Annotated in this window: 13 protein-coding genes; 8 read left to right on the top strand and 5 right to left on the bottom strand. The window is 62.3% G+C overall.

Annotated features, from left to right (window positions below; genetic code table 11):
• The first annotated feature begins 49 nt into the window (after window positions 1-49).
• Entirely contained in the window at window positions 50-1,000 is a 951-nt protein-coding gene (locus J2W17_RS10190) for a GlxA family transcriptional regulator (RefSeq protein ID WP_307333128.1), read from the top strand.
• 184 nt (window positions 1,001-1,184) lie between these two features.
• Complete coding sequence (locus tag J2W17_RS10185; RefSeq protein WP_307333126.1) at window positions 1,185-2,672, top strand: ATP-binding protein; 1,488 nt, start codon at window positions 1,185-1,187, stop codon at window positions 2,670-2,672.
• Between the two features lie 138 nt (window positions 2,673-2,810).
• Here the strand turns inward: J2W17_RS10185 and J2W17_RS10180 are convergent, their stop codons facing one another.
• Window positions 2,811-5,609: an ATP-binding protein gene (locus J2W17_RS10180; RefSeq protein ID WP_307333123.1), complete on the bottom strand. Its 2,799-nt coding sequence runs from the start codon at window positions 5,607-5,609 to the stop codon at window positions 2,811-2,813.
• Between the two features lie 282 nt (window positions 5,610-5,891).
• Window positions 5,892-6,305, bottom strand: coding sequence for a helix-turn-helix domain-containing protein (locus tag J2W17_RS10175; protein WP_307333121.1), 414 nt, complete (start codon window positions 6,303-6,305; stop codon window positions 5,892-5,894).
• 171 nt (window positions 6,306-6,476) lie between these two features.
• Between J2W17_RS10175 and J2W17_RS10170 the strand changes: the two genes are divergently transcribed.
• From J2W17_RS10170 to ycaC, 4 genes are all read left to right on the top strand, one after another.
• A complete protein-coding gene (locus J2W17_RS10170) occupies window positions 6,477-7,397 on the top strand; it encodes a LysR family transcriptional regulator (RefSeq protein WP_307333119.1) in 921 nt (306 codons plus the stop codon).
• Between the two features lie 200 nt (window positions 7,398-7,597).
• Complete coding sequence (locus J2W17_RS10165) at window positions 7,598-8,188, top strand: antibiotic biosynthesis monooxygenase (RefSeq protein WP_307333118.1); 591 nt, start codon at window positions 7,598-7,600, stop codon at window positions 8,186-8,188.
• Complete coding sequence (locus J2W17_RS10160) at window positions 8,185-10,023, top strand: amidohydrolase (protein WP_307333116.1); 1,839 nt, start codon at window positions 8,185-8,187, stop codon at window positions 10,021-10,023. The genes J2W17_RS10165 and J2W17_RS10160 overlap by 4 nt, the downstream gene beginning before the upstream one ends.
• Before the next feature lie 68 nt (window positions 10,024-10,091).
• Window positions 10,092-10,718 carry an isochorismate family cysteine hydrolase YcaC gene (ycaC, locus tag J2W17_RS10155; protein ID WP_307333114.1) on the top strand — a complete coding sequence of 209 codons (627 nt, stop codon included), beginning with the start codon at window positions 10,092-10,094 and terminating at the stop codon, window positions 10,716-10,718.
• A 266-nt stretch (window positions 10,719-10,984) separates the two neighbouring features.
• Here the strand turns inward: ycaC and J2W17_RS10150 are convergent, their stop codons facing one another.
• Entirely contained in the window at window positions 10,985-12,412 is a 1,428-nt protein-coding gene (locus J2W17_RS10150) for a mechanosensitive ion channel family protein (protein ID WP_307333112.1), read from the bottom strand.
• A gap of 123 nt (window positions 12,413-12,535) precedes the next feature.
• On the opposite strand from J2W17_RS10150, the gene J2W17_RS10145 reads away from it, so the two are divergent.
• Window positions 12,536-13,432: a LysR family transcriptional regulator gene (locus J2W17_RS10145; protein ID WP_307333111.1), complete on the top strand. Its 897-nt coding sequence runs from the start codon at window positions 12,536-12,538 to the stop codon at window positions 13,430-13,432.
• Between the two features lie 204 nt (window positions 13,433-13,636).
• On the opposite strand, the gene J2W17_RS10140 is transcribed toward J2W17_RS10145, so the two are convergent.
• Window positions 13,637-14,824 (bottom strand): type II secretion system F family protein, encoded by a 1,188-nt coding sequence (locus J2W17_RS10140; protein ID WP_307333109.1) that lies wholly within the window; start codon window positions 14,822-14,824, stop codon window positions 13,637-13,639.
• 12 nt (window positions 14,825-14,836) lie between these two features.
• Complete coding sequence (gene gspG, locus J2W17_RS10135) at window positions 14,837-15,271, bottom strand: type II secretion system major pseudopilin GspG (protein WP_307333108.1); 435 nt, start codon at window positions 15,269-15,271, stop codon at window positions 14,837-14,839.
• A 195-nt stretch (window positions 15,272-15,466) separates the two neighbouring features.
• Here gspG and J2W17_RS10130 point away from each other — a divergent pair, with 195 nt between their 5' ends.
• Window positions 15,467-16,075: a lytic transglycosylase domain-containing protein gene (locus tag J2W17_RS10130; RefSeq protein ID WP_307333106.1), complete on the top strand. Its 609-nt coding sequence runs from the start codon at window positions 15,467-15,469 to the stop codon at window positions 16,073-16,075.
• Window positions 16,076-16,114 lie beyond the last annotated feature (39 nt).

Raw genomic sequence — 16,114 nt, 5'->3', positions numbered from 1 at the left:
TTGGTGTCTGGCAGTTGGATCTTCTTTTGACTTCAGTGATTTTTAACCCATGAAAACCGTGGCAATGGTGTTGTTCCCCGACTTTCTCCTGCTCGACATGGCCGGGCCCATGGAAGTGTTTTCCATCGCCAACCGTTATCTGCCGCAGGCCGAGCGCTATGAGCTGTCGACCATCGGCACCGAACACGGCGCGTTGCGGGCCTCCAACGGCGTCAGCGTCCAGGCCGACCGGCACATCGATCAGGCAACCGAGGCCTATGACCTGCTACTGGTGCCCGGCGGTCCCGGGGCCTATAACGAAAAACATCCGCCGTTGCTTGACTGGCTGCACGGCGCTGTCAGCCGCGCGGGCCGTTATGGTTCGATCTGCACCGGTGCCTTCGTGCTGGGCCATGCCGGTCTGCTCGACGGCTACCGTGTCACCACCCACTGGCATTACACCGAACGACTGATCAAGGGCTTTCCCAAGGCGAGGGTGGAGACCGACCAGATCTACGTGCTGGACCGTAACCTCATCACGTCCGGCGGTGTCACCGCCGGCATCGACCTGGCACTGGCGGTGGTCGCCGAGGACCATGGCAAGAAAGTCGCCCAGGACGTGGCCAAGGTGTTGCTGGTGGTGATGAAACGCCAGGGCGGGCAGGCGCAATTCAGTCCTTTGACAGCTGCCGTCGCCCCCCAGGAAACGCCGGTGACCCGTGTGCAGACCTATATGCTCGAGCATCTCGATGAAACTTTCAGCATCGAGCGCATGGCCGGTTTGGCCACCATGAGCTCACGCCATTTCGCCAGGGTCTTTACCCGGGAAGTGAACATGACGCCCATGGAATTTTTGCAGAGTGCGCGCATCGATTGCGCCAGGAACCTGCTGGAAACCAGTGACCTGCCACTCAAGACCGTGGCCTTCAAAAGCGGCTTCGGCAGCGTACGGCACATGCGTTTCCTGTTCAGTGAAAAGCTCGGCCTGACCCCGACCCAGTATCGCGAACAGTTCAGCTAGAGCATTCTTGTCCGTTGTGCGCACCTTGATGGCCGCGACGCTCCCACCATGGTGGTTGTACCGTCACCGAGGCCTGCCAAGATAGCGCTGAACCCTTTGCGATGGAGATGCCGGAGCCTGGATGATGTGTGCAATAGAGCGTTGCTGCACTGTGCGCCGATCCGGTTCCAGCACGAGAACCTGCATGAACAGCCTCAGAGATTTGAACAGCGAAGCGCTGCTGCGATTCGGCCCCTATGTGTTCCACCTGCGTCAGCGACTGGTCCTGCAGGGTGATCGGCCGCTGCGCATGGGTGGACGGGCCCTGGATATTTTGCAGGTGCTGGTGGAGCGTGCCGGCACAGTGGTCGGCAAGGACGAGCTGATCGCGCGGGTCTGGCCGACGTCGGTGGTCGAGGACATCAACCTGCGGGTGCACATTGCCGCGTTGCGCCGGGCGTTGGCCGACGGCCAGGACGGGCAGCGTTATATCGTCAATATTCCGCAACGCGGCTACAGCTTCATCGCGCCGGTGCAACACGAACCGGACGGTACGCCGGTCTCGCTCGAGACGCTGCACAAAGCACGGCACAACCTGCCTGCGCGGCTGTCGCCGGTGACCGGTCGGGACTCGATCGTCGGCAGCCTGGTGCGGCAATTGCCGGTTCGCCGGCTGATGACCCTGGCCGGCCCGGCCGGCATCGGCAAGAGCACCGTGGCACTGCGCGTGGCCGAGTTGCTGTTGCAGCACTATCAGGATGGTGTCTGGCGGGTGGATCTGGCGGCGATCGATGACCCTGCGCAATTGGTTGATCATCTGAGCCGTGTGCTCGACCTGGACATTGGCACCCGCCTTGACGTGTTGGCGCAACGGCATATGTTGCTGTTGCTCGATAACTGCGACCACTTGCTCGAACCCTGCCGGACTGTGGTCGAGGACTTGCTGATGGCAGCGCCCCGGTTGTCGATCCTGGTGACCAGTCGCGAACCGCTGCAGGCGCCGGGGGAGGCGGTGCAACGTTTGCCGCCCCTGGCGGTGCCGCCGGCTTCGGCGATGCACAGTGTGACCGAGGCCATGGGCTATTCGGCGGTGCAGTTGTTCGTCAGCCGTGCCCGCGCCCGTCAGCAGGGCTTTGCCCTGCGGGAACAGGACCTGCAGGCTGTAACGGAAATCTGTCGGCGGCTCGATGGTTTGCCTCTGGCCATCGAACTGGCGGCAGCGCAAATCGACGCGTTGGCGCTGGTCGGTTTGCACGCCCAGCTCGACAATTGTTTTCAGCTGCTGACCCAGGGCCGGCGCACGGCGGTCCCACGGCATCAAACCCTGCAAGCGGCGCTGGACTGGAGCCATGAACGGCTGAGTCCGGTGGAGCAGGCCGTGTTGCAGCGCCTGGCGGTTTTCAAGATGGCCTTTACCCTGGAGGCGGCAATTGGCGTGATCGGTTGCGCGCAGCTGCTGCCTGGCCGCCTGATGGAGGTGATCGAACGCCTGGCGCTCAAATCCTTGCTGTCGCTGGAGCAGGGCAGCGGTGTGAGCCGTTACCGTTTCCTCAACACCACCCGCAGTTACGCCCTGGAGAAACTCCGGCACGAAGGTAATGCTGTTCAGTCAAGCGCAATGCGCGTCCCTGTAGGAGCGAGCTTGCTCGCGATGGATTCAAGAGCGCCGCGTTTAGCCGGTAAACACGCGTAATCGTTAACGACCATCGCGAGCAAGCTCGCTCCTACGGGGAAGCGCATTGCGCTTAAATGAACGGCATTACGACACGAGGGAGACTTGCGCGCCTTCGAAATGCGCTACGCCCGCTACATCAGCCGGGCGCGCTGGACGTCAGGCGGCCAGATGGCGCTGCAAGCGATCGAGTAAGCGACGGACCGTCGTCAGGTCCGGTGTGCTAAAGCCTTCAGTGAAGCGTTGATAGATCGGCGCCAGCAGCTCATGGGCTTGCCCATAACGGCCCTGACTCAGCCAAAGCTGCGCCAATGCGGTGGCGCTGCGCAGTTCCCAGGTCAGGGCGCCTTGGGTTTTTGCCACGTTGAGCGCCCTGATCAATAGCGCCTCGGCCGCTGCGGTTTTCAGCGGGCAGTCTTCGTTCAGTAGCGTTTGGGCCCTGGCCCGCAGAATTTCCGCCGTGCTCCAGCCTGCGGCGCCGGTATCGGCCCGGTGCAGCAAGGCGTCATCGACGAAACGGTTGTCCAGCGTGACCATGATGTCCTTGATCAACCCGCTGACCGGTTGTGGCTGCGGTCGCGCTTCGACGTGGTCGATCACCTGCGCATAGTGGCGAGCCCAGGTGTAGAACAGCAGCACCGAATGTTTTTGGGCTTGCTCCAGCAGCAGACGCAACAGTTTGCGGGCGGTACGGGTATCACCGTTGTAATGGGCGATCAGGCAGCCGGCCAGCGCCAGGGTGTAGCATATGGACGTGCCGTGGTCGATCTGGATCGCGATATCCAACGCCTGGCGGGCAGTGCGCCAGGCCTGTTCCGGGTGGCCCTGCAACCAGAGAATGCGCGCCAGGATGGTCAGGGCGGCAACGCTCTGGTCGTACTGCACGCCGAAACCGTGGGTAAAGCGGTTGAGGTGCCCGCTCTGGGCCATGCGCTGCAGGACCTGTTCGGCATTCACCCGTGCCGCCGGCTGATCGCCGGCGAAGTGCAGGGCCAGCACCCGCAAGCGCTGCGCGCTGAGGGTCAACAGCCCATCGCCCTGCAATCCCAGTCGGTCGAATTGTCGGCTCTGCTCCAGCGCCGTTTGATAGTTGGCGCAACCGAGGTTGACCGCCATGTGCCCGGACACCGCTCGCAGTTGACCGTCCAGGTCGTTGCACGATTTGGCCAGCGCCCGGGCGTTGACGAAGGCGTCGATCGTTTCCGCTGTACCGCCCTCGGTGTGGTAGCACGAACTGCCAAGGGCCAGCTTGAGGGTCATTTTCAGTTGCGCGCAGGGCTCGGGGGCTGCGTCGAGCAAGGCCAGCGCCTTGCGCACATAGGCCCCGTGTTCCTTGAGCAGCGACAGTTCCTGCCACAACGGCGTGGACGTCGCGGCCAGATGGATTGCCAGGGTCTGCGGTCCTTGTGCAGTCAGGCCCCAGTGGAGGGCCGAACGAATGTCTTCCAGGCTGCGGGCATAGCGCTCGATCCACAGCCGGGTCGCGATCAGCTCCCAGTCGTGCCGGGCCTGACGCATCAGGGTCAGACAGTGTTCGGCATGGCGCTCCCGGGTGCCTTGCACATCGGCGGCCAGGTCGAGTTTTTCCAGGGCATAGCTGCGGGTGGTGTCGAGCAGACGGTAGAACACTTCTTCATCGCCCACCTCCACATTGAGCAGCGATTTGGCCACCAGTTGCGTGATCGAGCCAAACACCGCGCGGGGTTCGATGTGTTCGCCGACAATCACCGCCGCCGCTGACTGCAGGGTGAAGCCACCCCTGAAGATCCCCAGTCGACGCAGGCATGTCTGTTCGCACGGGCTGAGCAGTTCGAAGCTCCAGTCCAGCGTGGCGCGCAGGGTCTGATGGCGCCCCGGCACCGAATGACCGCCTTGGGTGAGCAGGTGAAAACTGCCTTGCAGTTGCTCCCGCAGGCCGCTCAGGCCCAGGCTGCCCACCTGCGCCGCAGCCAGTTCGATGGCCAGCGGAATGCCGTCCAGACGACGGCAGATTTCAATGGCCAGCGGCAACTCGTCATCGGTCAGTTCGAAGCTGTCATGGCTGGCCATCGCACGCTCGACGAACAACTGCAGTGCGGAGTATTCCAGGGCCTGGGCGCGTTCGTTGATGGGGGGAGGGCAATCCAGCGAGTCCAGGCGCTGGACGTATTCGCCTTCGGCCCGCAGGCTCTCGCGGCTGGTGGCCAGGATATGCACCTGGGGTGCACCGCGCAGGATGCTTTCGCTCAGCACCGCGATCGCGTCGATCAGGTGTTCACAATTGTCGATCACCAGCAGCATCTGCCGCTCGTGCAGGCACGCCGCCAGGCCGTTCGTGGGTTCGGCATCGTGCAGTGACAGGTCAAGCAGCGTCGCCAGGTGATGGGTGATCATCGACGGGTCGTTGATCGGTGCCAGGTCCAGCAGGCGGATGCCGTCCCGGTAGCGCCCGATCAGTTGTTCGGCGACGTGCAACGCCACGGTGGTCTTGCCGATGCCGCCGGGGCCGACCAGGGTGATGAAGCGCTGGCGCGCCAGTTGCACCACCAGACTGTCGACCAATGACTGGCGACCGATCGGGCGGGTGCGCCGTACGGGCAGGTTGTGGCCGCTCGGTGGGGGGACGTCGCTGCCGGGATGTGGGGCGACCTGTTCCAGGGAATAGGGCGCCACAAAACTGTAGCCTCGCTGGGCGACGGTGACGATGTAGCGCTGGCCGGCCTGACCATCGCCGAGGGCTTTGCGCAACGCCGCCATGTGCACACGCAGGTTGATGTCTTCCACGATGCTTTTTGGCCAGACCCGGGCGATCAGCGCTTGCTTGCTGACCACATTCCCGGCGTGTTCCAGCAGGATCAACAGAATGTCCAGGGCTCGCCGGCCCAGGCGCAAGGGCTGGTCGGCTTCCATCACCAGGCGTTGGCCGGGATAGACCCGGTAAGGGCCAAAATGGACGGCCTGTTCGGGGGAAAGGGTCAACGGGGCTCTCCGCGCAAATTCACAACGATTAACGCGTACTGCGTCAGGTCTGCGCCCAAAACTCTCCTATCAGGGCTGATGCGTCAAGTGTGCCAAAGATCTCGTGGCGCGTCTGGCTTAGCGATGCGGTTCAGCTGCGTACCAATGAATGATGGTCAACGCCCAACCCTGTAGGAGCGAGCTTGCTCGCGATGGACGTTAACGATAACGCGTTCCTTCTGAATGAACGCGTTGCCTTTGAGTCCATCGCGAGCGAGCTCGCTCCTACAGGGGCCACGGCGACTACTGGGTGGTGCGTGGAAGGGCTCGCAGGGTCTGGCAGCGCCAGGCAAACGGATTGATGCCCTCGCTGCGGGTGAAGATGTGGCAGAAGTGCGCCTGATCGCAGAAGCCGCATTCCAGGCTGATTTGCGTCAGCGTCAAGTCAGTGTTGCGAATCAGCTGCTTGGCCCGCGCAATGCGTTGGTGGCGAATCCAGTCCTGGGGCGAGAGGCCGGTGCTGCATTTGAACGCGCGGGAGAAATGACTGCGCGAGAGCGCGCAGGCCTGGGCCAGATCGGTGACTTCCAGTGTTTCACCGAGACGGTCGAGAATCAGCTGCTTGACCAGGCTCTCACGCCACGGGGTGAGGCCGCCGGTGTTTTTCTTCGTTTCATTGACTGGCGCGCGAGCAGCGCTTTGCTGACAGTGAGCCATGGCAAATGTCCGTGTTGGAGAGATCCATTCTTGGTCCCGGGCGCTCTGGCACGCGAGTTAAACGTTGTTAATTCTTCGTTTGTGACGGGCAGTCTTGAGCAAAGTCAGACACACTCTTCAGCCCCGCGCCTGGCTGAACACACAACGGAGCCATACCTATGAGCCATACCTATGAACCGTAACGATCTGCGCCGCGTCGACATGAACCTGCTGGTGATTTTCGAGGCCTTGATGTTCGAAAAGAACCTGACCCGTGTGGCGGAAAAGCTGTTCATGGGCCAACCGGCGGTGAGTGCGGCGTTGGGGCGGCTTCGCGATTTGTTCGACGATCCGCTGTTGCTGCGCAATGGCCGCGGGATGGAACCGACGGCGCGGGCGCTGGCGATTCTCAAGGAGTTGCAGCCGGCGATGGACACCATTTCCGGCGCCGTGAGCCGAGCCAGGGAGTTCGATCCGGCGACCAGCTGCGATGTATTTCGCATCGGTCTTTCGGACGATGCCGAGTTCGGCTTGTTCCCGCCGCTGTTGACGCAGCTGCGGGAGGAGGCGCCGGGGATCATTGTGGTGGTGCGTCGGGCCAATTACCTGTTGATGCCGGCGTTGCTGGCCTCAGGGGAGATTTCGGTGGGGGTCAGTTACACCACGGATCTGCCGGCCAATGCCAAGCGCAAGACGTTGCGCGACATTCCATGCAAGGTGTTGCGCGGTGACAAGCGACCGGGGGCGCTGACGTTGGACGAATACTGTGCGCGGCCCCATGCGATGGTGTCGTTTTCAGGGGATCTGAGCGGCAACATCGATCTTGACCTGGCGAAGATCGGGCGCAGTCGACGGGTGGTATTGGGAGTGCCGCAGTTCAGTGGGTTGCGGGCGCTGCTGGCCGGGACGGAGATGATTGCGACGGTGCCTGATTATGCGGCGTGTGCGTTGGTCGAGGGGTGTGCGTTGCGCGCCGAGGATCCACCCTTTGCGATAGAGGCGGCGCAGCTGTCGATGGCATGGAGCGGGGTGCATGACAATGATCCGGCGGAGCGGTGGTTGCGGGCGCGGATCGGTCAGTTCATGTCTGAGCCGCTGAACATCTTGATCTGAAAAAGAGCACGTACATCCAATTTTCCCCGCCTTCACCCCGGCACTATCAAACCCGGTTCCGGCGCCTTGACGCCGGTGGTTTTTGATTTGTGCAAGGTAGTCCATGAACGTTTCGCGACGGGAGGCTGCAAAGCCCCGCATCCTTACCGCCGGCCCGGGGCGGCTGGCATTCAATCTTCGTCACTGCGGAGCCTTGCGTCATGCCTGAAGTCAATCGTTTCGAAGAAGTCGTGACCCTGGTCATCAAACACCGGGTCAAGGCCGGGTTCGAGGTGCCTTACGAAGCCTGGTTGCGCAACATCGTCAGCATTGCCGGGCAGCAGGAAGGGCACTTGGGGGTGGATGTGATGCGCGGCAAGAACGCCGGCCTCGACCTGTACACCTGCGTGCTGCGTTTCTGCTCCACCGAAGCGATGCAGCGCTGGCTCGATTCGCCGCAACGCCAGAGCCTGGTCGAGCAAGCCACGCCGATGCTGGCGGACGGCGACCAGACCGAGGTCAACCCGGTCAACGAGTTCTGGTTCGCCCCCCAGGCCGATGCGGGTCCACCACCGCCGCGCTGGAAGCAGGCGGTGGTGACGCTGTTGGTGATTCTGCCGCACACCTTGCTGGTGCCACTGCTCTGGGGACCGCTGTTGCAGCTCAACGCCTTCCTCTCCCACTACGTGGTCGCGACCTTCCTGATCACCCTGACCATCGTGGTCTCGGTGGTGTACCTGTTCATGCCGATGGCGACGCGCCTGTTCGCGCCCTGGCTTTCCTCTTCCAATCAGCCAAAGGAAACGCGATGAGCGCCGATCTGATTTTATTCAATGGCCAGTTTCATACCGTTGACAGGGAAAACCCGCGTGCCAGCGCCGTGGCCATCCGCGACGGCCGCTTCGTCGCGGTCGGTACCGACGCCGAAGCCATGGCCCTGCGCGGCTCGGCTACCCAGGTTGTCGACCTCAAGGGCCGCTGCGTCATCCCCGGCCTCAACGACTCGCACCTGCACCTGATCCGCGGCGGCCTGAACTACAACCTCGAACTGCGCTGGGAAGGCGTGCCATCGGTGGTCGATGCCCTGCGCATGCTCAAGGATCAGGCCGACCGGACCCCGACACCGCAGTGGGTGCGTGTGGTCGGTGGCTGGAACGAATTCCAGTTCGCCGAAAAGCGTATGCCGACCCTGGAAGAACTCAACCAGGCGGCGCCCGATACGCCGGTGTTCGTGCTGCATCTGTACGACCGCGCCTTGCTCAACCGCGCAGCGCTGCGCGTGGCCGGTTACACCCGCAATACGCCGAACCCGCCAGGTGGCGAGATTGTGCGCGATGCCAACGGCGAGCCGACCGGCATGCTGGTGGCGCGGCCCAACGCGATGATTCTGTACTCGACCCTGGCCAAGGGGCCGAAGCTGCCACTGGAATATCAGGTCAACTCGACCCGCCAGTTCATGCGCGAACTCAACCGTCTCGGCCTGACCAGCGCCATCGATGCCGGCGGTGGATTCCAGAACTATCCGGACGATTACCAGGTGATCGAACAGCTGGCCAAGGACCAGCTACTGACCATTCGCATCGCCTACAACCTGTTCACCCAGAAGCCCAAGGAAGAGCTGACCGACTTCAAGAACTGGACCAGCAGCGTCACGCTGCACCAGGGTGACGATTACCTGCGGCACAACGGTGCCGGGGAGATGCTGGTGTTCTCGGCGGCGGATTTCGAAGACTTCCTCGAGCCGCGTCCGGACCTGCCACAGACCATGGAAGACGAACTGGAACCGGTGGTTCGCCATTTGGTCGAGCAGCGCTGGCCGTTCCGCTTGCATGCCACCTACGACGAATCCATCAGCCGCATGCTCGACGTGTTCGAGAAGGTCAATCAGGACATCCCGTTCAATGGCTTGCCCTGGTTTTTCGACCACGCCGAAACCATCACCCCACAGAACATCGAGCGGGTGAGAGCGCTGGGCGGCGGGATTGCGATCCAGGATCGCATGGCGTTCCAGGGCGAATATTTCGTCGAGCGTTACGGTGCCAAGGCCGCCGAAGCCACGCCGCCGATCAAGCGCATGCTGGCCGAAGGGGTACCGGTCGGTGCCGGCACCGACGCCACGCGAGTGTCCAGCTACAACCCATGGACCTCGTTGTACTGGATGGTCAGTGGCCGCACCGTCGGTGGCCTGGAACTGCACAGCGAAGGACTTTCCCGCCAGACCGCATTGGAGTTGTTCACCCACGGCAGTGCCTGGTTCTCTTCCGAGCAGGGCAAGAAAGGCATGATCAAGGTCGGCCAACTGGCTGACCTGGCCGCCCTGAGTGCGGACTTTTTCAGTGTCGATGAAGATGCGATCAAATGGATCGAGTCAGTGTTGACCGTGGTCGGCGGCAAAGTGGTGTACGCCGCCGGTGATTTCGAAAAACTGGGCCCCGCCAGCGTGCCGGTGCTGCCGGACTGGTCGCCGGTGGTCAAGGTGCCGGGTCACTGGCGCCCGACTTCGCCGATGCAGGCGCAGGTTCACCATTGCAGCGGGCCGTGCGCGGTGCACTCCCACAGCCATGAACGGGCGCGGTTGTCCAACGCGCCGGTCAGTGATTTCGCCGGTTTCTGGGGCGCCTTTGGCTGCTCGTGTTTCGCCTTCTGATCTTTATAAAAAGCGCCGGCCCGCTGGTCCGGCGCTCCAAGCGACAACCATCCACCGAGGAGTTTTCCATGAGCAACGTTCCCTACAAACGCCTGAACAAAGACGACGCCGTTGTGCTGCTGGTCGACCACCAGACCGGCCTGATCTCGCTGGTCCAGGATTTCTCTCCGAATGAATTCAAGAACAACGTGCTGGCCCTGGGCGACGTGGCCAAGTTCTTCAAACTGCCGACCATCCTCACCACCAGCTTCGAAAACGGCCCGAACGGCCCGATCGTGCCAGAGTTGAAAGAGCAGTTCCCGGACGCGCCGTACATTGCCCGTCCAGGCCAGATCAACGCCTGGGACAACGAAGATTTCGTCAATGCCGTCAAAGCCACTGGCCGCAAACAGCTGATCATTGCCGGTGTGGTGACTGATGTGTGCGTGACCTTCCCGACCTTGTCGGCGCTGGCCGAAGGTTTTGAAGTGTTCGTGGTCACCGACGCTTCCGGCACCTTTAACGAAACCGTGCAACAGGCAGCCTGGGCGCGCATGGCGGCAGCCGGTGCACAACTGGTGAACTGGTTCTCGGTGGCGTGTGAACTGCAGGGCGACTGGCGCAACGACATGGAAGGCCTGGCGAATCTGCTGTCGCCGCGCATTCCCAACTACCGCAACTTGATGAACAGCTATTCGGTGCTGACCTCCAGATAAGTAGTCAACGCACACCCCTGTAGGAGCTGGCTTGTCGGACCGCCGCATCGCAGCGAAGGCGGCATCAAGCCGCGTCCATGCAGACGCCTTCGCCGGCAAGCCGGCTCCTACAGGGTTTTGTGTTGACCACGATTCAGCGGTACGCCGGTGATCCTGTAGGAGCTGGCTTGCCAGCGAAGGCGGTGTGTCAGTCGACACATGTATTAACTGACCCACCGCTTTCGCTGGCAAGCCAGCTCCTACAGGGGAATGCGTGCACCCGTCATTCAACGCTTGTGCAACCACCCCAGAAAACCGCCTTTCTTGATCGGTACCGGCTTGGCCAACAACGCTAACCGACTGTTCTGCTGCCGAACCGCCTGCAACTTGTTCAACGCTCGGCCCACCTCGGTGCGCTGCTCCATGCAACTGCGGGTCAGGGATTTGTCGATCCGGTAGATGATGCACGAGGTCAATGTAGTAAAGGTTGCCTGCGACGGTGTGTCGTCGAGGATGCTCTGTTCGCCCATAACCTCGCTCGGCCCCATGCGGCCGGCTTCAGTTTGCCCGGTGCCATCGGGTACGGTTGCGCTGACCACGCCCGTGGCGATGACCATCAGGCTGTCAGGCACTTCGCCCAGTTCGAGCACCACCTGACCGGCCGCATATTGCTGCGCGACCATGCACTGAGCCATTTGGTCCCGTTCACTTTCGCTCAAGGAACGGAAGACTTTCACTTCATCCAGCAGTGCCCGGGCGCGGGTCGAAGGCTCAATCACGCCGTCGAGTTGTCTGGAAATACCCGCCGCTTCCAGGTGTCTATGGGCCAGGTCAAACAGTTGATTGCGCACTTCGCTTTTTTTGCCCAGGTCGGTGATAAATCCGCTGGCCACGTATTCGGACATGCTTTCGCCGGCTTCCTTGAGCACGGCCTTCGGGGCCGGATTGAGCAGCAGACTGCTGCTGCCCTGCAGCGTGCGATCGAGCGCATCCAGCACCCGACGTGGACGAATGTGGTTGGGCACCCGAATGCTGATCGACACGCCGTGCATGTTGCTGGGACGACTCAGGTTGACGATCTTCGCCTTGGCCGCCACCGAGTTCGGCACCACCGCCGTGCTGCCGGCACTGGTCAGCAGGTGGGTGGCGCGCCAGTCGATGTCCAGTACCTTGCCTTCCACGCCGTCGATCATGATCCAGTCATCTACCTGGTAGGGCTTGGTAGTGTTGAGCACGATGCCGGAAAACACATCGCTCAACGTGCTCTGCAGCGCCAGGCCGACCACGATCGCCACCACCCCCGACGTCGCCAGCAAGCCTTTGACCGGCAGCTCAAGCACATAACCGGCGGCCGCGACGATGGCGACAAGAAACACCAGTGCACCGATGACATCCTGCAGCAGGCGGCCGCTGTGACCGATACGGCGCATCAGCACCAGGCCGATGACTTCGGTGAGCACCCGCGCGGCGTACAGCCACCAGAGAATTCCCAGCGCCGTGGCTCCCAGTGTGGCCACGCTATCATCGGCCAATAGCGGCGCCTGCAACGGGCTGACGCCGGCGTTGATGATGAGCGCACTGAAGGCCAGGAACAGCGCGAGGCGCACGCCGACGCGCATGATCCGATGTTTGAACGGAGCGAGGTGCCAGAGCAGGGCATCGATCACCAGGAGCAGGGCGCTCCAGGACAGCAGGTGAGCAAGGAGGAAGGACATGGGTAAACTCCGGCGGCAAGAGGGTTGCTATCAGGTGACGCGTGCTTTGTGACAGAGATTAATGGGGTGCTGAAAAGGGAAAAAGCGGCTATAAAGTGTATGACTGTCAACCAGGATGTGACAATGAACCCCTTCGAAGACATGCGTATTTTTTGCCAGGTCATGGACTCCGGCAGCTTTACTGCTGCCGCCGATCAATTGGGTCTGTCCAAGCAATTCGTCAGCCGGCGGCTGATGCAGCTCGAAGAGCGCCTGGGTGTGCGTTTGCTCAACCGGTCTACCCGGCGCCTGGACGTCACGCCCCTGGGGCAGAGTTACTACGAGTCGGCCTTGCGCCTGCTCGGTGAAGTGGAGCAGGTGGAGCAGGGTATCGCCGGCCAGACCACCGAGCCGCGGGGCACCATTCGCGTGAGTGCGCCGCTGTCGTTCGCGCTGGCGCACCTGGGCTGTCTGCTGCCGCTGTTCTTGCAGCGATATCGCGACGTCACGGTGGAAGTCGACTTGAGCGACAGGCCAGTGGACCTGCTCAGCGAGGGCTACGACCTGGCCCTGCGCATCGGCATTCTGGAAGACTCGACGCTGATCGCCCGACGCATCGCCTCCATACAGCGTGTGTATTGCGCCAGCCCGGCGTACCTGGCCGAACGTGGCACGCCGCTCAAGCCCGAAGACTTGCACAATCATGACTGCCTGCCGTATGGCCATGGTCGTCAGGTGCAGTGGCGATTCGCAGGGCAGGGCAAGCCACTGGCGGTCAACGTCACCGGGCGGATGCGGGTCAACAACGGTGAATTGCTCAAGGACGCAGCGATCGCCGGGATGGGGATTACCTACTTGCCGATTTTCATTGTCGGCGCGGCGTTGAAGGATGGCAGGCTGGTGCCGGTGCTGGACGATTTTCGGCCTGAGCCGCTGACGTTATCGGCGGTGTATCCGCAGCATCGCCAGGGGTCGAGGCCGGTGCGGGCGTTGATCGAGTTTCTGCGCGAGCGGCTGGATCGGACTGACGAAGCTTTATAGAACGAAGCACTTTCCATGTGGGAGCGGCGGTGCGACGATTCGACTTGCTCGCGAAAGCGATTTGTCATCCAGCATTAATGTTGCCTGACACTCCGCTTTCGCGAGCAGGCTCGCTCCCACAGGTTTTTGTCGAGCTTGTGCGATGGGTGTTTGGCAGGACCCACCGGCATTATCCATCGCCCGAGCGATGAGCCCGGGTCGCCATCAATGAATACTCGAAGCCAACTCAAAAATCGGGATGTACATCAGGATCACGATGACCCCGATCAGCAGGCCGATAAAGGTCATGAGCAGGGGTTCGAACAGCCGCACGAACCATTCGATCCAGCGGCTGATTTCCTCGTCGTAGAAATCGGCGCTGCGTTCCATCATTTGCCCCAGGTTGCCGGACTGTTCGCCAGCGCGCAGCAAGCGCAGGGACACTGGCGTCACCAGGTGATTGAGCTCCAGCGCGGCCGACAGTGATTGCCCTTCGCGGACCCGTTCACAGGCCTGGTCCAGGCGCACGCGGGAGGCGACGGTGAGCAGGCCGCGGACCATGCCCATGGCGGTGACGAGGGGGATGCCGCCTTGCAGCAGGATCCCCAGGGAGCGGTAAAAACGCGCCAGTTCGTACATGAAGATGCGTTGATGGACTGCCGGGAGTTTTTCAATCACCCGGTCCAGGCCCCGGCGAAAAGCCGGTTGACGCTGGAGGAAGGCGAGGGCAACGACGATCGCGCCCAAACCACCGAAGAACTCACCCTGGTGGGCGTGCAGGAACATGCCGCCGCTCATCAAAATCTGCGACAGCCATGGCAAATTGGAGCCCAGGCCTTCGAACACCAGGCTGAAGCGCGGCACCACGTAGCCCATCAGAAACAACACCACGCCGCTGCCTACCACCAGCAACAGCAGGGGGTAGATCGACGCGCTGACGATCTTCTGCCGAACCTCGTCCATGCGCTGGCGATAGCTGACATAGCGGCCCAGGGCATCGCCCACGGCGCCGGTCTTCTCGCTTGACTGCACCAGCGCAACGTAGAGTGGCGGGAACACCGCCGACAGTTGGCCCAGCGCCTGGGAAAACGACTTGCCTTCGTACAGCAGGCGTACCAGTTCGCTCAAGGTCTTGCGGGCTTGAGGCGCACTTTCTTTTTCCGCCAGGCTTTCCAGTGCATCGATCAACGGCAGACCGGCGTTGAGTAACGTCGTCAGTTCCTGGCTGAACAGCACCAGGTTGAATGTCTCGCGCTTTCGAAGTCCCAGTGAACGCCAGTGACGCTCGGCCGACATACTGACGACCCGATAACCCTGGTCTTCGACGATGCGACGGGCTTCGCTGTTGCCCGGAGCCTCGACTGTCATCGAGACCACGCCAGCCTTGCCCACGGCCTTGAGGTGAAAGCGCATGGTCGTCCCTCGTCATTGCCAGCTGGTGACTTCGGCGTTTTCGCCTTCGCCGCCGGGTTGGCCGTCCTTGCCCATGGACAGCAGGTCGTACTCGCCGTTCTCGCCGGGGTAGCGGTAGCTGTAGTTGCGGCCCCATGGATCCTGCGGCAGTTTTTTCTGCAGATAAGGACCGGTCCATCGGGTTTCGTCGCTCGGCGCGGTGACCAGCGCCTGCAAACCCTGTTCGGTCGACGGGTAATGGCCGACCTCCAGCCGGTACAGATCCAGGGCCTTGCCCAGGCCCTCGATTTGCGCCTTGGCCACCTTCACTTCGGAACGCCCCAGCTGGGCGAAATACTTCGGCGCGACGATGCCGGCCAACAGCCCGAGCACCACCAGCACCACCAACAGTTCGAGCAGGGTGAACCCGCTTTGCGTTCGCGGGGTACTACACAGACGCTGATTCATGATGACCTCACACAGTGGGCAGAAGGGTCGCCATGACGGCTTATGCAATTGCCATGCTCACGCTCGGGCAGCCTGCTGTAACCCCCGGATCACGGGCCTTCGCGCATCCGGCACAGTGCTTGCGTATGGCAGGAATACGACCGCCCATTGGGGCATTACCCCCATTTTTCGGGGCTGGTCCGGGGAGGCATAACAATGAAAGCACTCACCATGGGACTGCTCGCGCTGCTGCTGCAGACCGGCGTCGCACAGGCCGATGTGTTCGTGTCGGTGGACGCCAAGGGCAGCTACGTCTTGTCCAATGTCCACCGTCCCGGTCGTACCTACGAGCGGGTGATTCACGAGCCTGGATCCGCCCAGGTCAGCATCGAACGGCAACCGCAGATGGTTGCCCGGCAACCCTACGCCGAGCTGGTCTCGGCGGCGGCCACGGCCAATCAGCTGCCCGCGGCGCTGTTGCATGCCGTGATCCAGACCGAGTCCAGCTACAACGCCGGCGCGGTCTCGCCCAAGGGCGCCGGCGGGCTGATGCAATTGATGCCTGACACCGCCCGGGAAATGGGCGTGACCGATGTCTACGATCCCAAGGCCAACATCCAGGGCGGCGCCCGTTATCTCAAGCGCCTGATGACCCTTTTCGACAACGACATCAGCCTCGCCGTGGCGGCCTACAACGCCGGGCCGCAAGCGGTGCTCAGCCGTGGCGGGGTGATCCCGCCGTTCGCCGAAACCCAGCGTTATGTGCCGAGCGTGTTGCGCCAGTACCGACGCTTGCAGGGCCTGGCCGTGGATGCGCCGTTGTGATCGGCAGCCGTGGGGCAAGTTTCCCCAACAATGGGGCAA

It is taken from the genome of Pseudomonas lini, from assembly GCF_030812475.1.
Taxonomy (GTDB): Bacteria; Pseudomonadota; Gammaproteobacteria; order Pseudomonadales; family Pseudomonadaceae; genus Aquipseudomonas; species Aquipseudomonas lini_A.
Note: the sequence above shows the minus strand (reverse complement) of the source record. Positions and strands in the feature narration are given on the sequence as shown.

What these genes read in the sequence shown, in the direction of transcription:
- gspG (WP_307333108.1), bottom strand. Translation starts at nt 15,271, where the DNA reads ATGAATCAGCGTCTGTGTAGTACCCCGCGAACGCAAAGCGGGTTCACC.
- J2W17_RS10165 (WP_307333118.1), top strand. Translation starts at nt 7,598, where the DNA reads ATGCCTGAAGTCAATCGTTTCGAAGAAGTCGTGACCCTGGTCATCAAA.
- J2W17_RS10130 (WP_307333106.1), top strand. Translation starts at nt 15,467, where the DNA reads ATGAAAGCACTCACCATGGGACTGCTCGCGCTGCTGCTGCAGACCGGC.
- J2W17_RS10140 (WP_307333109.1), bottom strand. Translation starts at nt 14,824, where the DNA reads ATGCGCTTTCACCTCAAGGCCGTGGGCAAGGCTGGCGTGGTCTCGATG.
- ycaC (WP_307333114.1), top strand. Translation starts at nt 10,092, where the DNA reads ATGAGCAACGTTCCCTACAAACGCCTGAACAAAGACGACGCCGTTGTG.
- J2W17_RS10160 (WP_307333116.1), top strand. Translation starts at nt 8,185, where the DNA reads ATGAGCGCCGATCTGATTTTATTCAATGGCCAGTTTCATACCGTTGAC.
- J2W17_RS10145 (WP_307333111.1), top strand. Translation starts at nt 12,536, where the DNA reads ATGAACCCCTTCGAAGACATGCGTATTTTTTGCCAGGTCATGGACTCC.
- J2W17_RS10190 (WP_307333128.1), top strand. Translation starts at nt 50, where the DNA reads ATGAAAACCGTGGCAATGGTGTTGTTCCCCGACTTTCTCCTGCTCGAC.
- J2W17_RS10175 (WP_307333121.1), bottom strand. Translation starts at nt 6,305, where the DNA reads ATGGCTCACTGTCAGCAAAGCGCTGCTCGCGCGCCAGTCAATGAAACG.
- J2W17_RS10150 (WP_307333112.1), bottom strand. Translation starts at nt 12,412, where the DNA reads ATGTCCTTCCTCCTTGCTCACCTGCTGTCCTGGAGCGCCCTGCTCCTG.
- J2W17_RS10170 (WP_307333119.1), top strand. Translation starts at nt 6,477, where the DNA reads ATGAACCGTAACGATCTGCGCCGCGTCGACATGAACCTGCTGGTGATT.
- J2W17_RS10185 (WP_307333126.1), top strand. Translation starts at nt 1,185, where the DNA reads ATGAACAGCCTCAGAGATTTGAACAGCGAAGCGCTGCTGCGATTCGGC.